This window comes from Apibacter sp. wkB309, assembly GCF_002964915.1.
Classification (GTDB): domain Bacteria; phylum Bacteroidota; class Bacteroidia; order Flavobacteriales; family Weeksellaceae; genus Apibacter.
The window spans coordinates 75,042-96,002 of sequence record NZ_PSZL01000006.1 but is presented as its reverse complement, the minus strand read 5'-3'; the positions used below and the strand labels follow the sequence as shown (position 1 = coordinate 96,002).

The following is a 20,961-nucleotide window of genomic DNA, read 5'->3' as shown; positions in this document are numbered from 1 at the left end:
TGATTTGTTTGTTAATTAACAATTCAAGAATTGATTTATGTTTTTTAATAATTACTGAATTTATCCGTATTTTATTATTTCTTCCAGTTTTTCGAGATCTTTTATAATAATGTCTTTGCCCTTCGTTTTGATCAGTTTTTCTTGTTCAAATTTTGTAAGGGTATGAATAATGCTTTCTCTGGAATATCCTATAATTTCAGCAATTTCAGTTCGAGTTAAACTTATATCTTTAAAATTTTTATTACAAAATTTTAAAATAAACATAGCCATAGCTCCTTCCACATTTTTAAAACTAAGATTAATCAACCATTCCATGGTTTCTCGTAGTTTAAATTCTAATTTATTGCTTATTTTAAGATAAAAAGATTTATTTAATTCACATATTTTTTGAAACAAGTTTTTAGGAAAAACCATTAATTTAGAAGCGGTAAGCGAGTGAGTACTGTAAGGATAATGTTCCAATAATATATAATCCTTACCTATAATTTCTCCCTTTCGAGCTATATAAACAATTTTTCTTTTATTGCCGGATTGGTACGTCATTTTACAATACCCTTCCAATACAAAATATATATTAACCGCAAAACTACCTTGTTTAAAAAGGGCTTCTCTGGAATCAAAGTCAACAATACTACAATTTTGAGAGAGAAACATTTTCTCCTCCTCAGTTAATATAGCATAAAAAGGGATGGTAGTAATCAGCTTCTCCATGTTCAAAAAAGTAAGATTTTTCACTTACAAAGGTAGTTATATTGTTTTTAAAATACAAATAACATCACTTACAAAAAATAATGAAAATCTTAATTATCTGTTTACATTTGCAAATATTAAATAATTAAAACTAAGATTTGTTATAAATATTATACATATTATTAGGTTTAAATTAAATAAAATTAATTTTTAGATGAGTAACACTTTAATGATTTTGCTGGAATTTATGGTTGTAATGGCAGCCATATTTATCGGGGCGAGAAAAGGAGGTTTAGGATTAGGTATTTTCGGAGGTCTGGGATTGGCTGTTTTAGTTTTTGTTTTTAAACTGAAGCCGCAAAATCCGCCCATAGATGTCATGTTAATGATAGTTGCCGTAATTACGGCAGCAAGTACATTACAAGCATCCGGGGGTATAGACTATATGGTAAATATCGCTGAAAAGCTTTTAAGAGCTTATCCTCCTGCCATTACCATAGTAGCCCCTATTGTTTCTTATATTTTTACGATGATTGCAGGTACCGGACACATAGCCTATGCACTGTTGCCTATAATATCAGAAGTAGCCACCGATGCAAAGGTGAGGCCTGAAAGACCGTTAAGCATTTCGGTCATCGCGTCACAACAAGCCATAACCGCAAGTCCCATTTCAGCAGCTACGGCAGCTTTACTTAGCGTAATTATGGTAAAAAACCCGGAATTAAGACTTACGGATATTTTAATGATATCTGTCCCATCCACTCTAATTGGAGTCATAGTTGCTGCAATTGTACAAATGTTTATAGGAGTAGATTTAGAAAAAGATCCTGAATATCAAAAAAGAATAAACGAAGGCTTATTAGAAATAAAAGAAAAAAGCAGCAAAAATAAAGTAAGTTTTGGAGCAAAATTATCTGTGATCATCTTTTTGGTTAGTGTTGTAGGGATAGTGGTATTTGGTTCCATAGACGGAATGAAGCCCACTTTTAATGGAGTACCAATGGCTATGCCTCATATCATAGAAATACTTATGTTGGCAGCAGCAGGATTTATCTTACTATTCACTAAAACCAATGTAGAAAAAATAGCAACCGGTTCCATTTTCTCTGCAGGAATGCAAGCAGTAATAGCTATTTTTGGTATAGCCTGGATGGGTGATACTTTTTTTGGAGGAAATTTAGATTTCTTCAAAGGATTGTTAACCACTATGGTTACAGAATATCCGTGGACCTTTGCAATAGCCTTATTTATTATGTCCATCATGCTGTTTAGTCAAGCAGCAACCGTACGAGCACTTATGCCGTTAGGGGTATCCCTGGGCATACCTATCCCTAGTTTGATAGCTATGTTTCCGGCAGTAAATGGATATTTCTTTATTCCAAATTATCCAACCATAATAGCTGCAATAAACTTTGATCGTACCGGTACTACTCGTATAGGAAAATACGTGGTAAATCACTCTTTCCAATTACCGGGATTTATCGCAACCATTGTAGCCGTAAGTGTAGGTTTTGGTTTAGCATATTTACTATTTTAAAAATAAAAAACAACCGTAAAAAAATTAATAAATAAAAAATTATGTACAGAGTCGAAAACGATTTGATAGGAGATTTAGAAGTTCCTGAAAATGCATATTATGGAATTCAAACTCAAAGGGCTGTAAACAATTTTCATATAACAGGTATAAAATTATCTAATTATCCGGAATTAATTAAAGCATTAGCTTATGTAAAATGGGCGGCAGCAGAAACTAATTGTGAATTAGGAGTGTTAGATGAAAATATCAAAAATGCAATTGTAAAAGCATGTCAGGAAATTATAACCGGTAAATACGACAAAGAATTTCCAAGTGATGTAATTCAAGGAGGAGCAGGAACTTCAACCAACATGAATATAAATGAAGTGGTAGCCAATATTGCATTAGAAATAATGGGACATAAAAAAGGAGAATACCAATACTGTTCCCCACACGATCACGTAAACCTTTCCCAATCTACTAATGATGCCTATCCAACTTCTATAAAATTAGCAGCAATTAATTCGAACATGATCTTAATTGATCATTTAAAACAATTAATTGAATCTTTCCGCAACAAAGGAAAAGAATTTATGCATGTTTTAAAAATGGGAAGAACCCAATTGCAAGATGCAGTACCTATGACTTTAGGTCAAGAATTTGAAGCATTTGCAGAAACATTAAGCGAAGATGTGGACCGGTTGACCCAAAATTCTAATTTATTTTTAGAAATCAATATGGGTGCTACTGCCATCGGAACCGGATTAAACGCAATTCCCGGATATGCTGAATTATGTGCTGAAAAATTAGCGGAAATAACAAAATTGCCGTTTATATCTGCAAAAAATTTAGTTGAAGCAACCCCGGATACCGGATCATATGTTATTTACTCATCAGCTTTGAAAAGAGTAGCCATCAAGCTTTCAAAAATTTGTAACGATTTACGTCTATTATCATCCGGACCTCGTTGTGGATTGAATGAAATCAATCTACCGGCTATGCAACCGGGATCTTCCATTATGCCGGGAAAAGTTAATCCCGTTATTCCGGAAGCAATGAACCAAACTTGCTTTAAAGTTATTGGAAATGATTTAACAGTAACTATGGCGGCAGAATCCGGGCAACTCCAATTAAATGTAATGGAACCTGTAATCGCATACAGCTTGTTAGAATCAGTTCATATTTTAATGAACGCAATGGATTGTTTACGTGTAAATTGTATAGACGGTATAACAGCAAATGAGCAACATTGCAAAGATATGGTATTAAACAGTATAGGAATTGTTACAGCATTAAATCCTTATATAGGATACAAAAACAGTACTAAGATAGCTAAAGAAGCCTTAGAGAAAAATTTAAGTGTTTATGACTTAGTGCTCGAAAATAAGCTTTTATCAAAAGAAAAATTAGATGAAATTTTAAACCCGCAAAATATGCTGGGGCCTCATAAGTATAAAGACTAATATAACGTTGAAAAGCAGTTGAGAAATCAATTGCTTTTTCTTTTTTGTATAGATACTATCAAGGAATTCACTGAAATATGAACTTAATATAAATACTTTTAAGGAGGAACTTTTTAGGCATTAATAAGAATAGGGAAAAAATATAAGTTCATTTTATTGGCATATTAATTGTATTTTATATAGAGTTATTTTATGGGATAAAAAATATTATTTTCTTTTTTTATCTCTAATTAACCTAAAAAATATTTATTAAAAAACAAGATATATGGAATGGATTTTAAAAACTATTCAAGGTTCTCCTGAATTAGCTATTTTTCTCACCTTAGCATTAGGTTTTGCAATCGGACAAATAAAAATTAAAGGATTTAGTTTAGGCGCCGTTACGGGCGTTCTTTTAATGGGTGTATTAATCGGACAGCTGGGTATTTCCATTTCGCCTACCGTGAAATCAGCATTTTTTCTCATATTTTTATTTGCCGTTGGATATAGTGTGGGTCCTCAATTTGTACACGGATTAAAAAAAGAAGGATTGCCGCAAATTGCATTTGCCGCCTTAGTATGTGTATCTTGTTTATTAGTGGGATGGGTTGCAGCAATTATTGCGGGTTTTGATGTAGGAAATGCAGCAGGATTATTAGCCGGAGCTAATACCATATCAGCAGTAATTGGAGTTGCATCCGATACGATAAATCAGTTAAGTATAGACTCTTCTCAAAAACAACAATTAATAAATCACATTCCCGTTGCGTATGCAGTAACTTATATTTTTGGAACAGCAGGAACAGCATGGTTTTTATCATCCATTGGACCTAAACTTTTAGGAAAAGATGTTATAGGACAAACCAAAAAATATGAAGAATCATTAGGAGGAGAAATACAAGATGATGATTCAAGTTTAGAATATGCTTATGATGGAGCTACTTTTAGAGTAATTGAAGCAGGAAGTTCATTTTTTAATCAAAAACGCACTGTTCAAGAGGTTGAAAATTTACTAGTAAACAAAGGATGGCCCGTCTATGTTGAACAAATTCGTTCAGCTTCTAACAATGAAATTAATTCAGATCCTACTCCCGATACTACTATCAATAAAGGAGATCGAATGGTTTTAAATGGCCCGTTAGATACCATCTTGTCCGATGAAAATCTGGTTGGTAAAGAAGTAGCAGATTTGGAATTATTGGATTTTAAGGTAGAGAATTTAAAAGTAATGGTTGCCAATAAAGAAATAATCGGAAAATGTTTACATACCCTAAAATACAATAAAAACAGACACGGAGTAATCATATTAAAAATACATAGAGGAAAAACAACAATTCCTTTATTAAAAAATGTAACCATCCAACGAGGAGATATTGTGGAAATAGAAGGCAGGAAAACAGACGTAGATAAATTTGCTTCCTATTTAGGTTATCCGGAAAGGCCCACTAATGTTACTGATATTCTATATATAGGATTGGGTATTTTTTTAGGAGGATTATTAGGGTCATTATCAATCCGTACCGGAAATATTCCCTTAAGTTTAAGTGCCAGTGGAGGAGTTTTAATTATGGGAATTATATTCGGATGGTTACGATCCTTACGACCTACTTTTGGATACATTCCTTCGCCCTCAGTTTGGCTGATGAATAATTTGGGTTTAAATATGTTTATTGCTGTAGTGGGAATAAATGCAGGACCCGATTTTATTTCTGGACTGAAAACGGCCGGAGTAAGCTTATTTATTGCAGGAATATTTGTAAGTATCGTACCCATGTTCATTGGTATATTATTGGGAAGATATGTATTTAAATTCAATCCTGCCATTACCTTAGGTGCTTGTGCAGGAGCCCGAACTACAACTGCTGCTTTGGGAGCCTTGGAAGATACATTACAAAGTAAAGTTCCGGCCCTGTCTTATACCACTACTTATGCCGTTGGTAATACACTACTTATTATATGGGGTGTAGTAATTGTTTTGTTAATGAGCTAGCCATTGAACACTAAAAATCAGTAAAACAAGAAAAAAGTAAATAACAATGGATATTTCTAAACTAAAAACCTCTCGTCGTAAAGAGCAGCAATTAGAACAACTAAGCCCTTTTGAGTTAAAGAATGATTTGATTAAATTGGCCTCAGATCAACAAACTAAACCAACCAGAACCATGTTAAATGCAGGTCGTGGAAATCCCAATTGGATAGCAACAGTTCCTCGAGAAGCATTTTTTACCTTAGGAAGGTTCGGAATAGAAGAATGTAAAAGAACCTTAAATAAACCCGAAGGATTGGCGGGTATACCTGAAAAAAAAGGAATAGGTAAAAGATTTGAAGCATTTTTGGAAAAAAATAAAGACCAACCCGGTATCGAACATTTAAAAAATACCTATAAATATGGTATAGAAAAACATAAATACGATCGCGACAGTTGGGCGCACGAATTAGCGGAAGGAATTATCGGAGATCAATATCCAAGTCCGGTAAGGATGTTAAAACACATAGAACCCATAGTTCACGATTACCTCATTCAAGAAATGTGCGGGAATAATCCGCAAAGAAGTGGTAAATATGATATTTTTGCCGTAGAAGGAGGTACGGCTGCCATGTGTTATATTTTTGATTCTTTGATGGAAAACTATTTATTAAGAAAAGGAGATCATATTGCTTTAGGAGTTCCCGTTTTTACTCCTTACTTAGAAATACCTGAATTAAAAAGGTATGACTTTAAGGTAACTTACGTTCATGGTACAGGAAAAAATAGCGACGGAACTTCCAACTATCAATATCCGGATGAAGAATTAGATAAATTAGGAGACAAAACCATCAAAGCCTTTTTCATTGTTAACCCAAGTAATCCCACCTCAGTAGAAATTTGCGATAAGAGTAGAAAATATCTCATAAAAATAGTTAAAAACCTCAATCCAAATTTAATGATATTGACGGATGATGTTTATGGTACTTTTGTTCCCAAATTTAGCTCATTAATGAACGAATTACCACAAAATACACTTTGTGTTTATTCATTCTCAAAATATTTCGGAGCCACAGGATGGCGTTTAGGGGCTATTGCTTTATATGAAGATAATATTTATGATAAAATGCTAAAAGCAATACCTGAAAAAGAAAAAGCCAAAACAGCAAAATTATATTCCAGTTTGACTTTATATCCTGAAAAACTGAAATTTATTGACCGATTAGTAGCAGACAGTCGTCAAGTTGCATTGAATCATACTGCAGGATTATCCTTACCTCAACAAATACAAATGATGTTGTTTGCATCGTTTGCATTATTGGATAAGCAAAATCACTATAAAAAAGTATGTACAGATTTAGTAAAACATAGATTTAATCTACTTTGGGAAGGAATGAATATACCTATCAAACCCGATCCGGAAAGAGCATCTTATTATTGTGAAATAGATATTCATGAATGGGCATCTAAAAATTACGATAAAGATTTTGTTACTTTCTTGGAAAAGAATTTTGAACCCGTAGATATACTTTTCAGATTAGCAGAAAAATCTTCCATAGTATTGTTAAATGGAGGAGGATTTGCCGGTCCGGAATGGTCAGTAAGAGTATCATTAGCAAATTTAGATGACGATGATTATAAAACTATAGGAAAAAAGCTTTCCGAAACAATGTACGAATACGTAGAAGCATGGAAAAATTCAAAAAAATAAATTCAAATATTAATTATAATTATTTAACTATGAAAACAAAAAGTTTAAAAAATTTGTTCAGTTTGTTTGTATTGTTTATTTTTATGGCGGTTAACGCACAGTATAAACCAACTATTTACATTTTAGCAACAGGAGGAACCATTGCAGGACAAGGGTCATCCTCTGTAACTCAGGCATATACAGCCGGTTCTATTACAGTAGATGAACTTTTAAAAGCAGTTCCTTCCATTAAAGACATTGCTAACATTAAAGCAGAGCAAGTAGCAAATATCGGAAGTCAGGATATGAATGACGATGTTTGGCTAAAATTATCGAAAAGAGTTAATGAATTGCTTAAACAAAAAGATGTAGACGGAATTGTAATTACCCACGGTACCGATACACAAGAAGAAACAGCATATTTTCTTAACTTAACCGTAAAAAGCAACAAGCCTGTAGTATTAGTAGGTTCCATGCGTCCATCTACTGCCATTAGTGCAGACGGTCCTAGAAATATTTACAATGCAGTTGCATGTGCTGGATCGCCGGAATCTTTAGGTAAAGGAGTAATGGTAGTAATGGATGATAAAATTATAGGGGCTGATGATATTACCAAAACGCATACTCTTTCTGTAGGAACTTTTGAAGATCCAAATTACGGGAATTTGGGAATCGTGTATAACGGTAAACCCATCTATACCAGGGAATCTGTTAAAAGACATACAATAAATTCAGAATTTGACATAACTAACATAACTAAACTGCCTAGAGTTGAAGTAATTTTAAGTTATTCCAACGCTAAGTCATTATTTGTAGATGCTGCAGTTAATGCCGGAGTAAGAGGAATAGTAACTGCAGGAGTAGGTAACGGAAACATTACCACCGATCTACAAAATGCACTTGCAAATGCAGTAAAAAGAGGGATTGCAGTAGTTCGCTCCTCCCGAATTTCAATGGGGCCAACTGCTCAATATGATGAAGTAGATGACGATAAATATGGATTTACAGCATCTTGGTACTTAAATCCGTATAAATCCAGAGTATTATTGATGCTTGCTTTAACCAAAACAAATAATTATAAGGAAATTCAAAGAATGTTTACAGAATATTAAAAATTTATGAAGAAATTAAGTATTACGAAAAAAATTCTCATAGCGGCTAATTGTTTATTTTGTTTGTCCATGTTCGGACAGCAAACCAATCCAAGTACAGGAGAAAACACTGTTAATGAACCATCTTTCAAATCCGTTCTGGATAAGTTATTGAAAGATGACAAAATGTTAAACATTATGTTTGATACTCGTGTAGATTATCAAGCCACTTTTAAAGGAAGTAAAACGGATCAAAGCAGTTTTAGAGGAAATACTGTAAAAGTATGGTTTGAAGGTGAAATAATTCCCGGGTTTCGTTACAGGGTACGTCATAGACTAAATACCCCTCAAAACGCATTGTACAGAGATAACTATTCATCAGCAACCGATCAAGCATATTTCGAAATTGATGCAGGAAAAAATTTAACATTCCGTGTAGGTAAACAAGCAGTACAATTCGGTACTTTTGAATTTGACTATAATGCTGCTGATGTTTACTTATATACTATGACCTATAATGACCTGGATGCCTATAAAACGGGGGTTAATGTAGCTTATAGAGTAGCAGGACAAACCTTAAATTTTGAAGTGGTAAATTCGGATGCGCCTCAATTTGCTACCGATAAATATAAAAATAAATCGTTAGCAGGTTTATTCTTATGGGAAGGTAGCCTTTTCAACAATGTATTTAGAACTCGATATGGATACGGAGCCTTTCAACATGATGCGAGCAAATATTATAACTGGATAACCATTGGTAACCAAATCAATCTTAAAAAATTTACAGCTGAATTAGATTGGTATATGGGAGATCGTGATATGGATTACGGGGATGTCGTTCAAAATGAAGATTTAGGATTAAGACATGTTAGAGACAATTCTGTTTCAGTTAATTTTAAATACGATTTAGGAAAGATAAAACCTTTAATTAAAGGAGTATGGAATAAAAGAAGAGATCAAATAAATTCTTCTTCCTATATTAATGGAGGTGTACAAGCAGCAGTTGAATATTATCCATTTACAGATCCGGCTATTAAAGACCTTAGATTCCACCTTATGTATGCATATAACAGAACCAATTTTAACGGAATATATAATGGTTTAGATGGAATTAATGGAAATCAAATTATTGCAGGTATGCGTTGGTTCTTGAAAATCAAATAGAAATTGTACGATTATACTCAAATATTTTGACAAAAAAGCCTTATAATTTATTTATAAGGCTTTTTTTATACCTTAATTCTTCAGTCTAAAAATTAAACTTAATTGAAGATAAAGAATCATTTTAAAATGAATTGAAATAAAGATAGAACTTATTTTTTTCGGATGATTTTTCCGGTAGGAGTTTTAGCAAAGCTTTCAACATAAATAAACTCTTTAGGTTTTTCATATTTATTTTCGTAATTGAAATCTAAAATTTGTTTTTCTAAATTGAGATCTTTTTTTCCGGCTATGATAATCACTACTTTATTACCTAGTACAGGATCTTGTACGGATGAAATGATAAAATCAGATTGAATAATAGATTTCAGTTGTTTTTCGACTTGTTCAGGAAAAATTTTAATTCCTCCGGAATTAATTACATGGTCCATTCTTCCTTTCCATTCAAATTCATTTTCAGAAATGAGAGAAACCAGATCATTAGTTACAATTTCTTCATCCAAAAATGGAGGAAGAATACACAAACAACCCCTTTCATCCACACGAATTTTAGTATTGGGCATAACTTTAAAAACCGAATTTACCGCATGCCCCGATATTTTTTTAAGTGCAATATGAGATATCGTTTCCGTCATTCCAAAAGATTCATAAATATCGGTGGTATGTTTTTTTAATTCAGATGCCAATTGAGCGGAAGGCTGAGCGCCTCCTACAATCAATTTTTTTATAAGGTAAAGCTTATCTAACGAATTTTCAACTTGCATAGGCGTCATTGCAGAAAAGGTAAATTCTCTGTTAAGATTCTCAAGGGGATGAGATACGGGCTTAATGCAATAAAGATCTAATTTCCAAACGATAGCTCTTACTAACATCATCTTACCTGCTATATAGGAAGAAGGCATACAAAGAAGAGCGCTGTCATTAGCTTTGAGATTTAAAAAAGTACCCGTCATCTTTGCGCTTTCAGCCATAGCCTTTTTAGTAAGTTCAATATTTTTTGGAGTTCCGGTGGAACCCGATGTCTTTGTGATTATAGTGGGTGAAGCAGAAAACCAATCTTTTAAAAAATCAACAATGTCTATTTGCCATTTTTCTTGACAAGGTATTGCATTTACGTCTATAGGTTTTGAAAAATTCAGATGAATCATAAGAAATTTTTTTTCTTTATACGATAATGATTACTATCAATGAAACTATATATTTCAGAAATATAGGATACTTTTTAATTTATGGATTATAAAATAGATATTCACCCCTTACGGAAAGTTTAGAAGGAAAATTATTAGTATATAAACTTCCTGTACCCAAACCTTGCGGCATATCTTTATGAAATAAAGCAGTCCATTGCGCTATAGCATTTAATCCAATATTGGATTCTAAGGCTGAAGTGATCCACCAATCTATATTTTTAGATTCGGCTATTTCAATCCATTCTTCCGATCCTTTCCATCCGCCAATTAAAGAAGGTTTTAAAATTATATATTGAGGTTTTATAATTTCTAACGTTTTTTCCTTTAAATCTTTATAAAACTTACCGATCAATTCTTCGTCCAAAGCAATAGGAGTGGGAGTATATTTGCATAATTCAGCCATTTGATTTTCATTTCCGGCTTTAATAGGTTGTTCAATGGAATGAATTTCGAGTTTAGCCAGTTGCTCTAATACCTTTTTTGCTTCCTCGAAAGAAAATCCGCCATTAGCATCCACTCTTAATTCCAATTGAGAAGCAGAAAATTCTTTCCGTAAGTTTTGTAATATTTTATATTCTTCTTGCCAATTAACACCAATTTTAAGTTTTATACAACTATAATTTTGTTTAAGTTTTTGTTGGATTTGCTCACGCATAAAGTCCAAATTTCCCATCCAAATTAATCCGTTGATTTTAATTCCTTGTTTTCCTTCGGTAAATTCAGAAGGAAAAAACAACCCGTCTTTACTGTTTTCAATTTGAGCAAAAATTTGTTCAATACCGAATTGTATGGAAGGAAATTCTTGACAATTCGTTAGCAAAAATTCTTTACCTTCATTGATATGATCACATACCCATTGCAGTTTAGGCTCATATTCTGTTTCGGAATCAGCACTTAAACCCCTAAAAAAACTACATTCGCCAACATATTCCGTATCTGAATTTTGAACTTTTAAAAGATAAGTTAGCTTAGAATTTAATGTTCCGCGAGAAGTTCCTGCCGGGCGCTTAAATATTAATTCGTATGAGGTGAAATTTGCCTGTATCATATAAAAAAATAATTATAATTAATGAGATATTTATCTTAACTTGAACAAAAGTTAAAAACTTTATCAAAGTTATTACCAACGCTAAAATTACAAATAATATGAAGAAAATTTTATTATTTTGGATCGTACTATCCACCTGTTTTTTTTATTCTCAACAAGCTGAGATACCGGCTATAGAAAGTAAGTCAATACCTCTCAACTATTATGCGGATGCATACGGTACGGGATATGACTTAAAAACACGCTTGAAAGAAATTATCAAACAGGGACATGCACCCATTGGATATAAAGGTTTGTGGAATTTATATAAGTCCATGAGTGCTTTTAGTGATCAATGGTATGAAAACGACGGAACTGTTTTGGATATTTATTCTGAGATACCTAACGGTGCGGATCCCTACAATTATCGATTTGGAATAGATCAGTGCGGTAATTATACTAAAGAAGGAGATTGTTATAATAGAGAGCACCTGATACCGCAATCTGTATTTTATAAAAAAAATCCCATGCTGTCTGATGCCTTTCATATTTGGCCTACGGACGGAAAAGTGAATGCCATGAGAAGCGATTATCCGTTTGGCAGAGTAGGTAACAGCAAATGGGTTTCCAAAAACGGATCTCAATTGGGTAACAATGCTAATTCCGGGTATTCTAAAGGGTATAAAGGAGTCGTTTTTGAACCCATTGATGAATTTAAGGGCGATATAGCTCGAGCATTCTTTTATTTTGCAACCCGATATGAAGATGAAATCAGTTCTTGGAGTTTTGATATGTTTAATAGAACAAAAAATCAAGTGTTTACCGATACCTTTAGAAATATATTGCTGACTTGGCATGTAATGGATCCTGTCAGCGATCGAGAAATAGCCATGAATGAAGCTATTTATAGTAAACAGAAAAATCGTAATCCCTATATAGACCATCCCGAGTGGGTGGAAATGGTTTGGGGTAATAATTTAAAAGTGGAAAGTTTCGAATATCAACCCAGAGATTTTTTACAAATTTATCCTACTCTTTCTTCGGGAACTGTTTATATAAAATCCAACGATTATAAATCCGCAATTAAAAAAGTGATGGTTTTTTCTTTAAACGGAATTTTATTACAAACCATTGTCAATTCCTATAACAGCGATTTATTGACGATTACTATTCAAAAATCAGGTAGTTACATAATAAAAGTAATGGGAAATGATTTTGAAGTAAACAGAAAAGTTATAATCCAATAAAATATGATAGAATTTAAAAGAGGAGAAATTCATTTTCTCCTCTTTTTTACTTTTCAGTTGTTTATATTTCGGTAACGTATAAAACTACATAAAAAATACCGATAAGCTTCTGGCTCCTTGTGCTCCTCGAACCATAACAGCCCCTATATCAGCCGTAGCAGAAGGACCTAACATAAAACAACCGTAATTGTTATCACGAAGATTTATTCTTGCATACGCTTCATACATGTCTCTAACTATATCTTGAGGCTTTAACAAAATAATTAAATGTTGAGAAAGAAAACCTAACGAAGTAACCATCATACCTTTTTCTGTCAACCAGACCATACCGTTTTCTGAAACACCAAATTCCGCTCGAATAATTCCAACATCCACATCATCCAATTGATGAGGATCAGTTACTTTGGATAAATCTTTATTTCCCGGAAATTCGATGGCAGAAGAACAAATTACTTTAGCTTGCGGATGCAATTCTTTAATTTTGTTTTCGCCTTCCTCAATGGAATTTATGGTGAAGCAAGTACCGGCATTTAAGATTAAATTTTCCTTAAATTCTTCCACAATATCTTTTGAGCTTTTGGGAAATGAAGGAATTACAGGATAGGGATATTGGGTCCCTTGAGGCTTATTTTTACGAATAGCTTCTAATATATGTTCTTTAGTACTTATCATCTTTTTTCTTTTCTGTTTTTAATATACCAATCTCTAAAAGTATTTTTTGCCATAGAAAACATTTTACGTTCTTGAGTCCATGGATTTAAACTGCTGTATATAAGAAAATCGGGCACTATAGGCAGTGCTTTTTCTGCAAAAGCTTCCGTTGTTCTAAATAGATGCGGATGCCCTAAAACAGCACCGGCTGCTTTCAGCGCATATTTTCGATTCGAAGGCATGTATCCTTTGTCGACAACCAATTTCCTCCATTTGTAGATTTGATCGGAAATATCAATTTTTACCGGACAAACATCTGAACAAGAGCCGCATAAAGTGGAATGATATGGAAGCTCTTTATATTTTTCAAGGTCGAAAGTCGGGCTTAATATAATTCCTATCGGTCCGGAATAGGTTGATTCGTAAGATAAACCACCACTTCTTCTGTAAACCGGACAAGTATTCATACATGCGCCGCAACGGATACATTTAAGAGATGTCCAAAAATCTTCCATACCTAAACGTGTAGATCTTCCATTATCGGTCATAATAATATGAAGTTCTCCATTTTTTCGGGGTCCGGTGAAATGCGAAGTATATTGGGTTGCCGGTGTTCCCAGTGCACTCCTGGATAAAAGACGTATAAAAATTCCTAAATCTTCCACCTTTGGAATTATTTTTTCAATACCTATACTAGCAATATGAAGAGGGGGTACGGCAGCTCCAATATCCGCATTACCTTCATTAGTGCAGACAACAAAAGTACCTGTTTCAGCTATCGCGAAATTGGCACCGGTCATTCCTGCCCCTGCTCGTAAAAATTTAGGCCTGGCATTATTCCTCATCGCTTCATTTAAAGAATGCGGATCCGTATCATTAGGATCAGTACCTATGGTTTTCGCAAAGAGTTGGGCGATATCTTCCGTGGTTTTTTCAATGGCGGGCATAACAATATGAGCCGGTGGTTGATGAGAAAGCTGCTGTATTCTTTCGCCCAAATCAGACTCGGTAACCTCAATTCCCTTGGATTCTAAAAAGCTTGTCATTTCACACTCTTCTTGAAGCATGGATTTGCTTTTTATAATTTCAGTTACTTTTCTTTCTTGTAAGATATTGTAAACGATTTCGTTATGTTCCTGCGCATCTCTAGCCCAGTGGACCACTGCTCCTCTTTTAGAGGCATTTTCTGCAAAAGTAGATACATATTCGTCCAAGTGTGACAAAGTGTGTTCCTTTATTTCAGATGCTAATTCTTTAAGTTCTTCCCATTCCGGTATGGATTGGGCTATTCGATCTCTTTTTACTCGGGCATTCCAAAGGTTTTTATCGTGTTCCTTTTCGTGTATGTTATCTTGATTTATAAATTCAGCAGAATTTTTTTCAATGTTGACAATCTTCTTTTTCATTTTCAAAGTTTAAAATGGACCTCCGTTAAGAACTTGGGCAATATGAAGAAAAGGTAAATGGGTGATTCCATTTTTTAAAGCAACTCCTTTTTGGTGCATTAAACAAGACATATCGGGAGAAACTACATATTCTGCTCCACTGGTTACGTAATCTGAAATTTTGTCTTTACCCATTTTTCCGCTCACTACTTCATCAGTTACACAAAAAGTGCCTCCAAAACCGCAACATTCGTCCGGTCTGCTCATCTCTGCTATTTCCAGTCCATCAATCATTTTTAATAAATCAGCAGATTTATTATAGGGAGTTCCTATGATTTCCGAAGGTTGGGCAATTCCTAATCCTCGGATGGAGCTGCAGCTATTGTGTAGAGCAACTTTATGTTTGAATTCAACACCCGGAAAACTTTTTACTTGTAGGATGTCGTGTAAAAATTCAACCAATTCATAGGTGTTTTTTCTCACTTGCTTTACCTCATCGGTTTGCTCTAAATTATCAAAATGTAAACGGACTTGCTTTACACAACTTCCGGCAGGACCAACGATGTACTCATAATCCTTAAAATTTTGAATAAATAGTTTTTGTGCTGCTTCTGCACTTTTGTAATCGCCCTCATTGGACATGGGTTGGCCGCAACAAGTTTGCTCCATTGGATATTCTACATCCAAACCCAATTTTTCTAATAATTCCAAAGTTGCTATTCCTACTTCCGGGTAAATAGCATCAATATAACATGGAATAAATAAACCAATTTTCATAATAGATTTTTAATTTTATAGATAATTTTGTTATTTATAATCATTCTAAAGTAAATAAATCAAGGTATTTATATTATTTTATCATTTTATTGTACAGTTTATAGTGATAGCAAAGATTGTGCTTAATGAAAGGTTTTACTCAAAAATTTTTTCAGTTATCTTTGTTAAAAATTAAAATTCTGATATTTACCAATTTTTTCGGATAAATAAAAAGTATGAGGTTAACGGATTCATTGAGTAACTTACCTGTTGAAAAAAAATATTTATTAGCAGTTAGTGGAGGAGTCGATAGTATGGTATTGTTGTATTTATTTTATAATTCACCTTACCGTTTTAGTGTAGTTCATTGTAATTTCCGGTTGAGAGGAGAGGATTCAGATTTAGACGAAAAATTAGTGAAGGACTTTTGTGATGATCATGATATTAAGTTTTTCGTTAAAACCTTTAATACCTTAAAAATTAAGAAAAATAGAGAGTCTATTGAAATGGTAGCCAGGAACTTAAGGTATGATTATTTTCAAGAATTGATAAAAAAGCACTCTTTTGATTATCTTATTACAGCACACCATCTTAATGATAATGTAGAAACTTTTTTTATAAATCTATTGAGAGGTTCTGGAATTAAGGGACTATCGGGAATGCAAATGATTGCAAATTATATTGTAAGACCTTTATTGCCTTTTACCCGAAATGAAATCGTTAATTTTGCTTTGAATCATTCAATCACTTGGAGAGAAGATGCTTCCAATCAAACGTTGGATTATTTAAGAAATAAAATTCGTCATCAGATTATTCCTGAATTTCAAGATATTTCATCCGGTTTTTTACATCAAGTAGAAAAAAGTATGAGTATTTTACATGAAACTCAATCTTTTTTAGAATCACAGGTGCAAGAATTACAAAAAAAAGCAGAAGTTTTTGCTGAGACAGGGGTGAAGGCTTATTCATTAGAGAAACTCCTACAAGCTGATTTTCTTTTGTCTTACCATTTACTTTCCAAATATGGATTTACTAATAAAAAAGATTGTGAAAATATCTTAAATGCTCATACAGGAAGTTTATTTGAATCACAAGAGTATAAAGCTTGGGTAGATAGGGGAACATTGTTATTAGCTAATAGAAGTAAAACGGAATTTTCAATTGTTAATTTTTTAATTCCATCGGTTCCGTGGATATGTAAGCAACCGTTTGAATTTACTTGTTGTATAGTTGATAAAGCTATAGTTAAGGAAGGAGAAAGTATTGATTTTGAAAAAGTTGAATTTCCTTTAGTTTTAAGAAATTGGAAGGAAGGAGATTATTTTTACCCTATTAATGGATTAGGTAAAAAGAAGGTAAGTAAATTTTTAAAGGATCATAAGGTATCTAATTTTCAAAAAGAAAAAGTATTGGTTTTATGTAATAATTCAGGAGAAATTATTTGGTTGGTAGGGTATCGTTTGGATGACCGTTTCAAAATATCACCTTCTACTCAAAAATTTCTTCATTTACATTATAAAGCATAAGAGTTAAAGATTATGAACTCTTATAAAGTAAATTTTTTCTTATTTGAAGCTAGTAGGTATCATGTTTGTATCTTTTAATAATAATTTGAAAAATATCTTATGTATTCTAAGATAAAGGAAAAAATTAGAAATATTATACATTTTTTAACCTATGATATATGGCGGGTAAACGGAAGCGATGGACCTCATATAAAAACTTATTTTATCAATATTACCAAAGCTTTTTTATTAACTTTTAGAAATAGTAACGGCTCACAGATCAATACTCGTGCAGCAGCCTTAACGTATAATTCTCTTTTGTCTATAGTGCCTTTGTTGGCGGTATTATTTGCTATAGCCCGTGGATTTGGTTTTCAAAATATAGTAGAAACACAACTGTTTCAATATTTTACGGGCCAGAAAGTTGCTCTTTCCAAGGCTATGCAATTTATAGACGGTTCGATTGATTATGCTCAAGGAGGCGTATTTTTAGGTTTAGGAATAATCATTCTCTTTTACACGGTTATAACTTTATTAGTAAGTATTGAAGATAATTTTAATACTATTTGGAGAATTAAAAAAGGAAGGAAATTTTCTCGTCAATTTACGGATTATTTAGCCTTAATTCTTATAGCTCCTTTATTTTTAATTTGTAATGCCGGATTATCAATTTTTTTGAACTCGACCACCAATATCAATATAATCGGTATGGTCATTAGTCCGATCATAAAGTTTATTCCCTACGTTATAATCATCTTACTTTTTACATTTATATATATTTACATACCTAATACAAAAGTCAAATTTAGTGCTGCCTTTTTAGCAGGTATAGTGAGCGGGAGTTGTTTTCAAATCTTTCAAATGCTGTATATCTCCGGACAATTTTGGATAGCAAAATATAATGCTATTTATGGGAGTTTTGCCGCATTGCCTTTGTTAATGCTATGGCTGCAATTGAGCTGGTTAATTTGCTTGTTCGGGGTGCAATTATCTTTTTCCTACCAAAATGTAAATAAGTTTAGCTTCGAAAAAGATATTTCCAACATAAGCAGGAGATATAAAGATTTTATACTTTTAATGATCACAACACTCATTATAAAACGATTTGAAACAGGCGAAAAACCGTATACGGCAGATGAATTGTCTGAAACGTATAAAATACCCACCCGATTAACTAGTGATTCTTTATACTATTTATTACAAGTAGGACTAATTGTAGAAACTCTTACGGAAAATGATATGGTGGTTGCGTATATTCCCGGAATCGATATCAATCACATTACGATAAATTATTTTTTCAATAAATTGGATCAATATGGATCTGAAAACTTTAAGATCGATATGGAAGGAGATATCAAAAATATTTGGGATAAGACTTTAGAAATACGAAATATGATTTATGAGCATGAAGGCGGAGTTTTACTTAAAGATATATAAGAGCTAATCGATAGCTTATTAAGCTTTTTTAAATTCTCATGAAGGTTTCCATGTAAAATTATTTTGAAAAATAATCCGGCCAATCCATTAATTTATAAGTTCTGATTTAAATATAATTTTTAATCATTGATATGCTCCTAAAGCAGGATCTTTAATTCTCGATATACCGTTCATATCTTCAGGAACTTCCTTTGCATAACTTAAATTGCCTTTACCTAAAGCTGGAGAACCTATATTAAGTAGAAGTAAACAATCCGAATATCCTGTTTTATAAAATTGTGGATCTTTATTAAGAATGGTATTTACAAAATGTTCGTCCGTTTCTATAGATAAATTATTGGAAGTATTTTTAATCAGATTAGTATCAAAAATATAATTAAAAGGGGCTTGCTCATTTTTATCTAAATATAAGCTGTTATAATTTTTAACCCAGAAAATACAATTTTTAAAGGAAGCCGTAAGCGAATTATATTTTGTTTGTCCTGATTTCTGATAAGCATTAGATAAATAGGCAGAGTATCCCGCACCTGCGTTCAAATTCCAATAATTGGCAAAAGTGCAATGAGTGAAATCATAGTTTCCACCATATTCTGCTATAAGATCGGAAGTGCCACAATTATTTATGGCAAGATTCTTACCTTCCACATTGCCTCCTACAGAGTAGATTCCTCCATATAAAAAATTATAAATTTTGGAGTTGAAAATGTTCAAATGAGCATTTTCCTCTAAATAAAATGCATTATTACCCCCTTTTATAACTAAGTGGTTAATTGTTGCGGAGGCGTTGGCAGCAAGATAAATTTGATTCCAATTACCCGGAAGTGAATCGTATTTGGTTTCGTGTCGATCTCCCCGAATTAATACTTCATGTTCCAAAGAACCGTCTATAGTAAGTTGGCTGCCCGAATCAATAATTATATTTGCATTTTTATGAAGATATATTTTGGTTCCTTCCGATACGGATAACTTGGCACCATTTGTAATTTTTAAATTTCCATAAATAACTTTGGATTTAATATTGTTCCAAGCCATATCTTTTGCTATTTCTTTAGTCCCTGATTTAGAATAGTAAAATTCTGCATCTTCAATTAAAGAAAGTAACTTAACTTTTTGTGTAGATCCGACGGTGGTAAACAATAAGTCCTCATCTGCTAACGCTTCGGATGCGTTAATGGCTTGAGGAGCAACTTCAATAAAAATGAATAAACTATCTTTAGACCGTATAGGTATGTTTAGAAAGCTATTTTGATTGGTTGCATTGCCGGGAGTTCCGTCTACATTAATTTTAAATTGAGAAGACGAGCCTTTTTCAAGATAAATCCTCGGAATTACAACATCATCGTTTTGTTGGTTATAAACTTTAAGTACATAGGTTTCTGAACGAACCGATGAAAATACAGTATCCAGCAAAACCGTATCTTTAGAAAAACGGAGCGGTTTAGAAGCAGAATCATAATTATAATCATCTCTGCATGAAAAAATTGAAAGAGCTAAAAAAGATAAAAATAATAAAAGGGATAATTTTTTCATATCAGTTTAATCATACTAAGAATGGGCACTAAAATAACAAATACGTTTTGTCTTAAAATTTATATCCGACACTTAATACTAGAGAATTTTGTCTTTTCTCTAATTTAAATGCTTCACCGGTACGCTTCTTTATAAAATTTGTTTGACTTTTATTAAAACCGAATTCATAACGCACATCAAAAGTGAGCTTAGCTAAGTCAAAACCTCCTCCTACTTGACCGGCAAGTGAAAAATCATCTGTTTTTGTTTTTCTTATTCCTTTTAAGGAAATATCTTCATTTAAAGAAGTGGAAAAAACAGGGCCGGCATACAATCGGGTAACTTCTAAAAATTTAGATCCAAACAAAATAGGGATATCCAATCGGTTGGAATGTGCCGTAAATTCACCATCGTTCCTATAATCGAAATTAGTTTTCATGGATGAAAAATAAATCTCGGGTTGGATAAACCATTCCAAAAATTTTATTCGACTAAAAAAACCCGCATGCCATCCGATATTATCTGTGGCTTTACTTTCTTTAATATTGGTTACGGTTTGCTTTAAAGTTCCTTTATAACCGAAAGCCATTCCGGCTTTGGCTCCAAATTCAACTTGTTGCGCATAAGTAACGATTGAAATAAAAAGTAAAAATAATATCGGAAAGAGTCTTTTCATATATAATGATTTTTGCTTAATT

General features: G+C 32.9%; 17 protein-coding genes. 9 read left to right on the top strand and 8 right to left on the bottom strand.

Features of this window, described 5'->3' with window-relative positions:
* Positions 1-60: 60 nt before the first annotated feature.
* Positions 61-711 carry a Crp/Fnr family transcriptional regulator gene (locus tag C4S75_RS05185; protein ID WP_105297263.1) on the bottom strand — a complete coding sequence of 217 codons (651 nt, stop codon included), beginning with the start codon at positions 709-711 and terminating at the stop codon, positions 61-63.
* 208 nt (positions 712-919) lie between these two features.
* On the opposite strand from C4S75_RS05185, the gene C4S75_RS05180 reads away from it, so the two are divergent.
* The 6 genes from C4S75_RS05180 (at position 920) to C4S75_RS05155 (ending at position 9,559) form a co-directional block, all read left to right on the top strand.
* A complete protein-coding gene (locus C4S75_RS05180; protein WP_105297262.1) occupies positions 920-2,227 on the top strand; it encodes an anaerobic C4-dicarboxylate transporter family protein in 1,308 nt (435 codons plus the stop codon).
* Positions 2,228-2,268: 41 nt separating this feature from the next.
* Entirely contained in the window at positions 2,269-3,669 is a 1,401-nt protein-coding gene (gene aspA, locus C4S75_RS05175) for an aspartate ammonia-lyase (protein ID WP_105297261.1), read from the top strand.
* Positions 3,670-3,934: 265 nt separating this feature from the next.
* Positions 3,935-5,638 (top strand): aspartate-alanine antiporter, encoded by a 1,704-nt coding sequence (gene aspT, locus C4S75_RS05170; RefSeq protein WP_105297260.1) that lies wholly within the window; start codon positions 3,935-3,937, stop codon positions 5,636-5,638.
* Positions 5,639-5,684: 46 nt separating this feature from the next.
* On the top strand, positions 5,685-7,325 hold the full coding sequence (gene aspD / locus C4S75_RS05165) for an aspartate 4-decarboxylase (RefSeq protein WP_105297259.1): 1,641 nt from the start codon (positions 5,685-5,687) through the stop codon (positions 7,323-7,325).
* Between the two features lie 29 nt (positions 7,326-7,354).
* Positions 7,355-8,416: a type II asparaginase gene (locus tag C4S75_RS05160; protein WP_105297285.1), complete on the top strand. Its 1,062-nt coding sequence runs from the start codon at positions 7,355-7,357 to the stop codon at positions 8,414-8,416.
* Positions 8,417-8,422: 6 nt separating this feature from the next.
* Entirely contained in the window at positions 8,423-9,559 is a 1,137-nt protein-coding gene (locus tag C4S75_RS05155) for a porin (RefSeq protein ID WP_105297258.1), read from the top strand.
* 149 nt (positions 9,560-9,708) lie between these two features.
* Here the strand turns inward: C4S75_RS05155 and C4S75_RS05150 are convergent, their stop codons facing one another.
* A complete protein-coding gene (locus C4S75_RS05150) occupies positions 9,709-10,704 on the bottom strand; it encodes an AMP-binding protein (RefSeq protein WP_105297257.1) in 996 nt (331 codons plus the stop codon).
* Positions 10,705-10,783: 79 nt separating this feature from the next.
* Positions 10,784-11,794: an o-succinylbenzoate synthase gene (locus C4S75_RS05145; RefSeq protein ID WP_105297256.1), complete on the bottom strand. Its 1,011-nt coding sequence runs from the start codon at positions 11,792-11,794 to the stop codon at positions 10,784-10,786.
* A gap of 98 nt (positions 11,795-11,892) precedes the next feature.
* On the opposite strand from C4S75_RS05145, the gene C4S75_RS05140 reads away from it, so the two are divergent.
* Positions 11,893-13,020 carry an endonuclease gene (locus tag C4S75_RS05140; RefSeq protein WP_105297255.1) on the top strand — a complete coding sequence of 376 codons (1,128 nt, stop codon included), beginning with the start codon at positions 11,893-11,895 and terminating at the stop codon, positions 13,018-13,020.
* A gap of 84 nt (positions 13,021-13,104) precedes the next feature.
* Here the strand turns inward: C4S75_RS05140 and C4S75_RS05135 are convergent, their stop codons facing one another.
* From C4S75_RS05135 to C4S75_RS05125, 3 genes are read right to left on the bottom strand one after another with little or no spacing between them, the layout of a single operon-like run.
* The gene (locus tag C4S75_RS05135; RefSeq protein ID WP_255410587.1) at positions 13,105-13,692 is read right to left on the bottom strand and encodes an LUD domain-containing protein; all 588 of its coding nucleotides are present in this window, start codon (positions 13,690-13,692) and stop codon (positions 13,105-13,107) included.
* Positions 13,689-15,077 carry a lactate utilization protein B gene (locus C4S75_RS05130; protein WP_105297254.1) on the bottom strand — a complete coding sequence of 463 codons (1,389 nt, stop codon included), beginning with the start codon at positions 15,075-15,077 and terminating at the stop codon, positions 13,689-13,691. The genes C4S75_RS05135 and C4S75_RS05130 overlap by 4 nt, the downstream gene beginning before the upstream one ends.
* A 9-nt stretch (positions 15,078-15,086) precedes the next feature.
* Entirely contained in the window at positions 15,087-15,833 is a 747-nt protein-coding gene (locus C4S75_RS05125) for a (Fe-S)-binding protein (RefSeq protein WP_105297253.1), read from the bottom strand.
* 215 nt (positions 15,834-16,048) lie between these two features.
* Between C4S75_RS05125 and tilS the strand changes: the two genes are divergently transcribed.
* Complete coding sequence (gene tilS / locus C4S75_RS05120; protein WP_105297252.1) at positions 16,049-17,338, top strand: tRNA lysidine(34) synthetase TilS; 1,290 nt, start codon at positions 16,049-16,051, stop codon at positions 17,336-17,338.
* A 99-nt stretch (positions 17,339-17,437) separates the two neighbouring features.
* On the top strand, positions 17,438-18,754 hold the full coding sequence (locus C4S75_RS05115; protein WP_105297251.1) for a YihY/virulence factor BrkB family protein: 1,317 nt from the start codon (positions 17,438-17,440) through the stop codon (positions 18,752-18,754).
* 123 nt (positions 18,755-18,877) lie between these two features.
* Here C4S75_RS05115 and C4S75_RS05110 read toward each other — a convergent pair whose 3' ends face one another.
* A complete protein-coding gene (locus tag C4S75_RS05110) occupies positions 18,878-20,284 on the bottom strand; it encodes a hypothetical protein (protein WP_105297250.1) in 1,407 nt (468 codons plus the stop codon).
* A gap of 52 nt (positions 20,285-20,336) precedes the next feature.
* Complete coding sequence (locus C4S75_RS05105) at positions 20,337-20,939, bottom strand: outer membrane beta-barrel protein (protein WP_105297249.1); 603 nt, start codon at positions 20,937-20,939, stop codon at positions 20,337-20,339.
* Between the last annotated feature and the right edge of the window lie 22 nt (positions 20,940-20,961).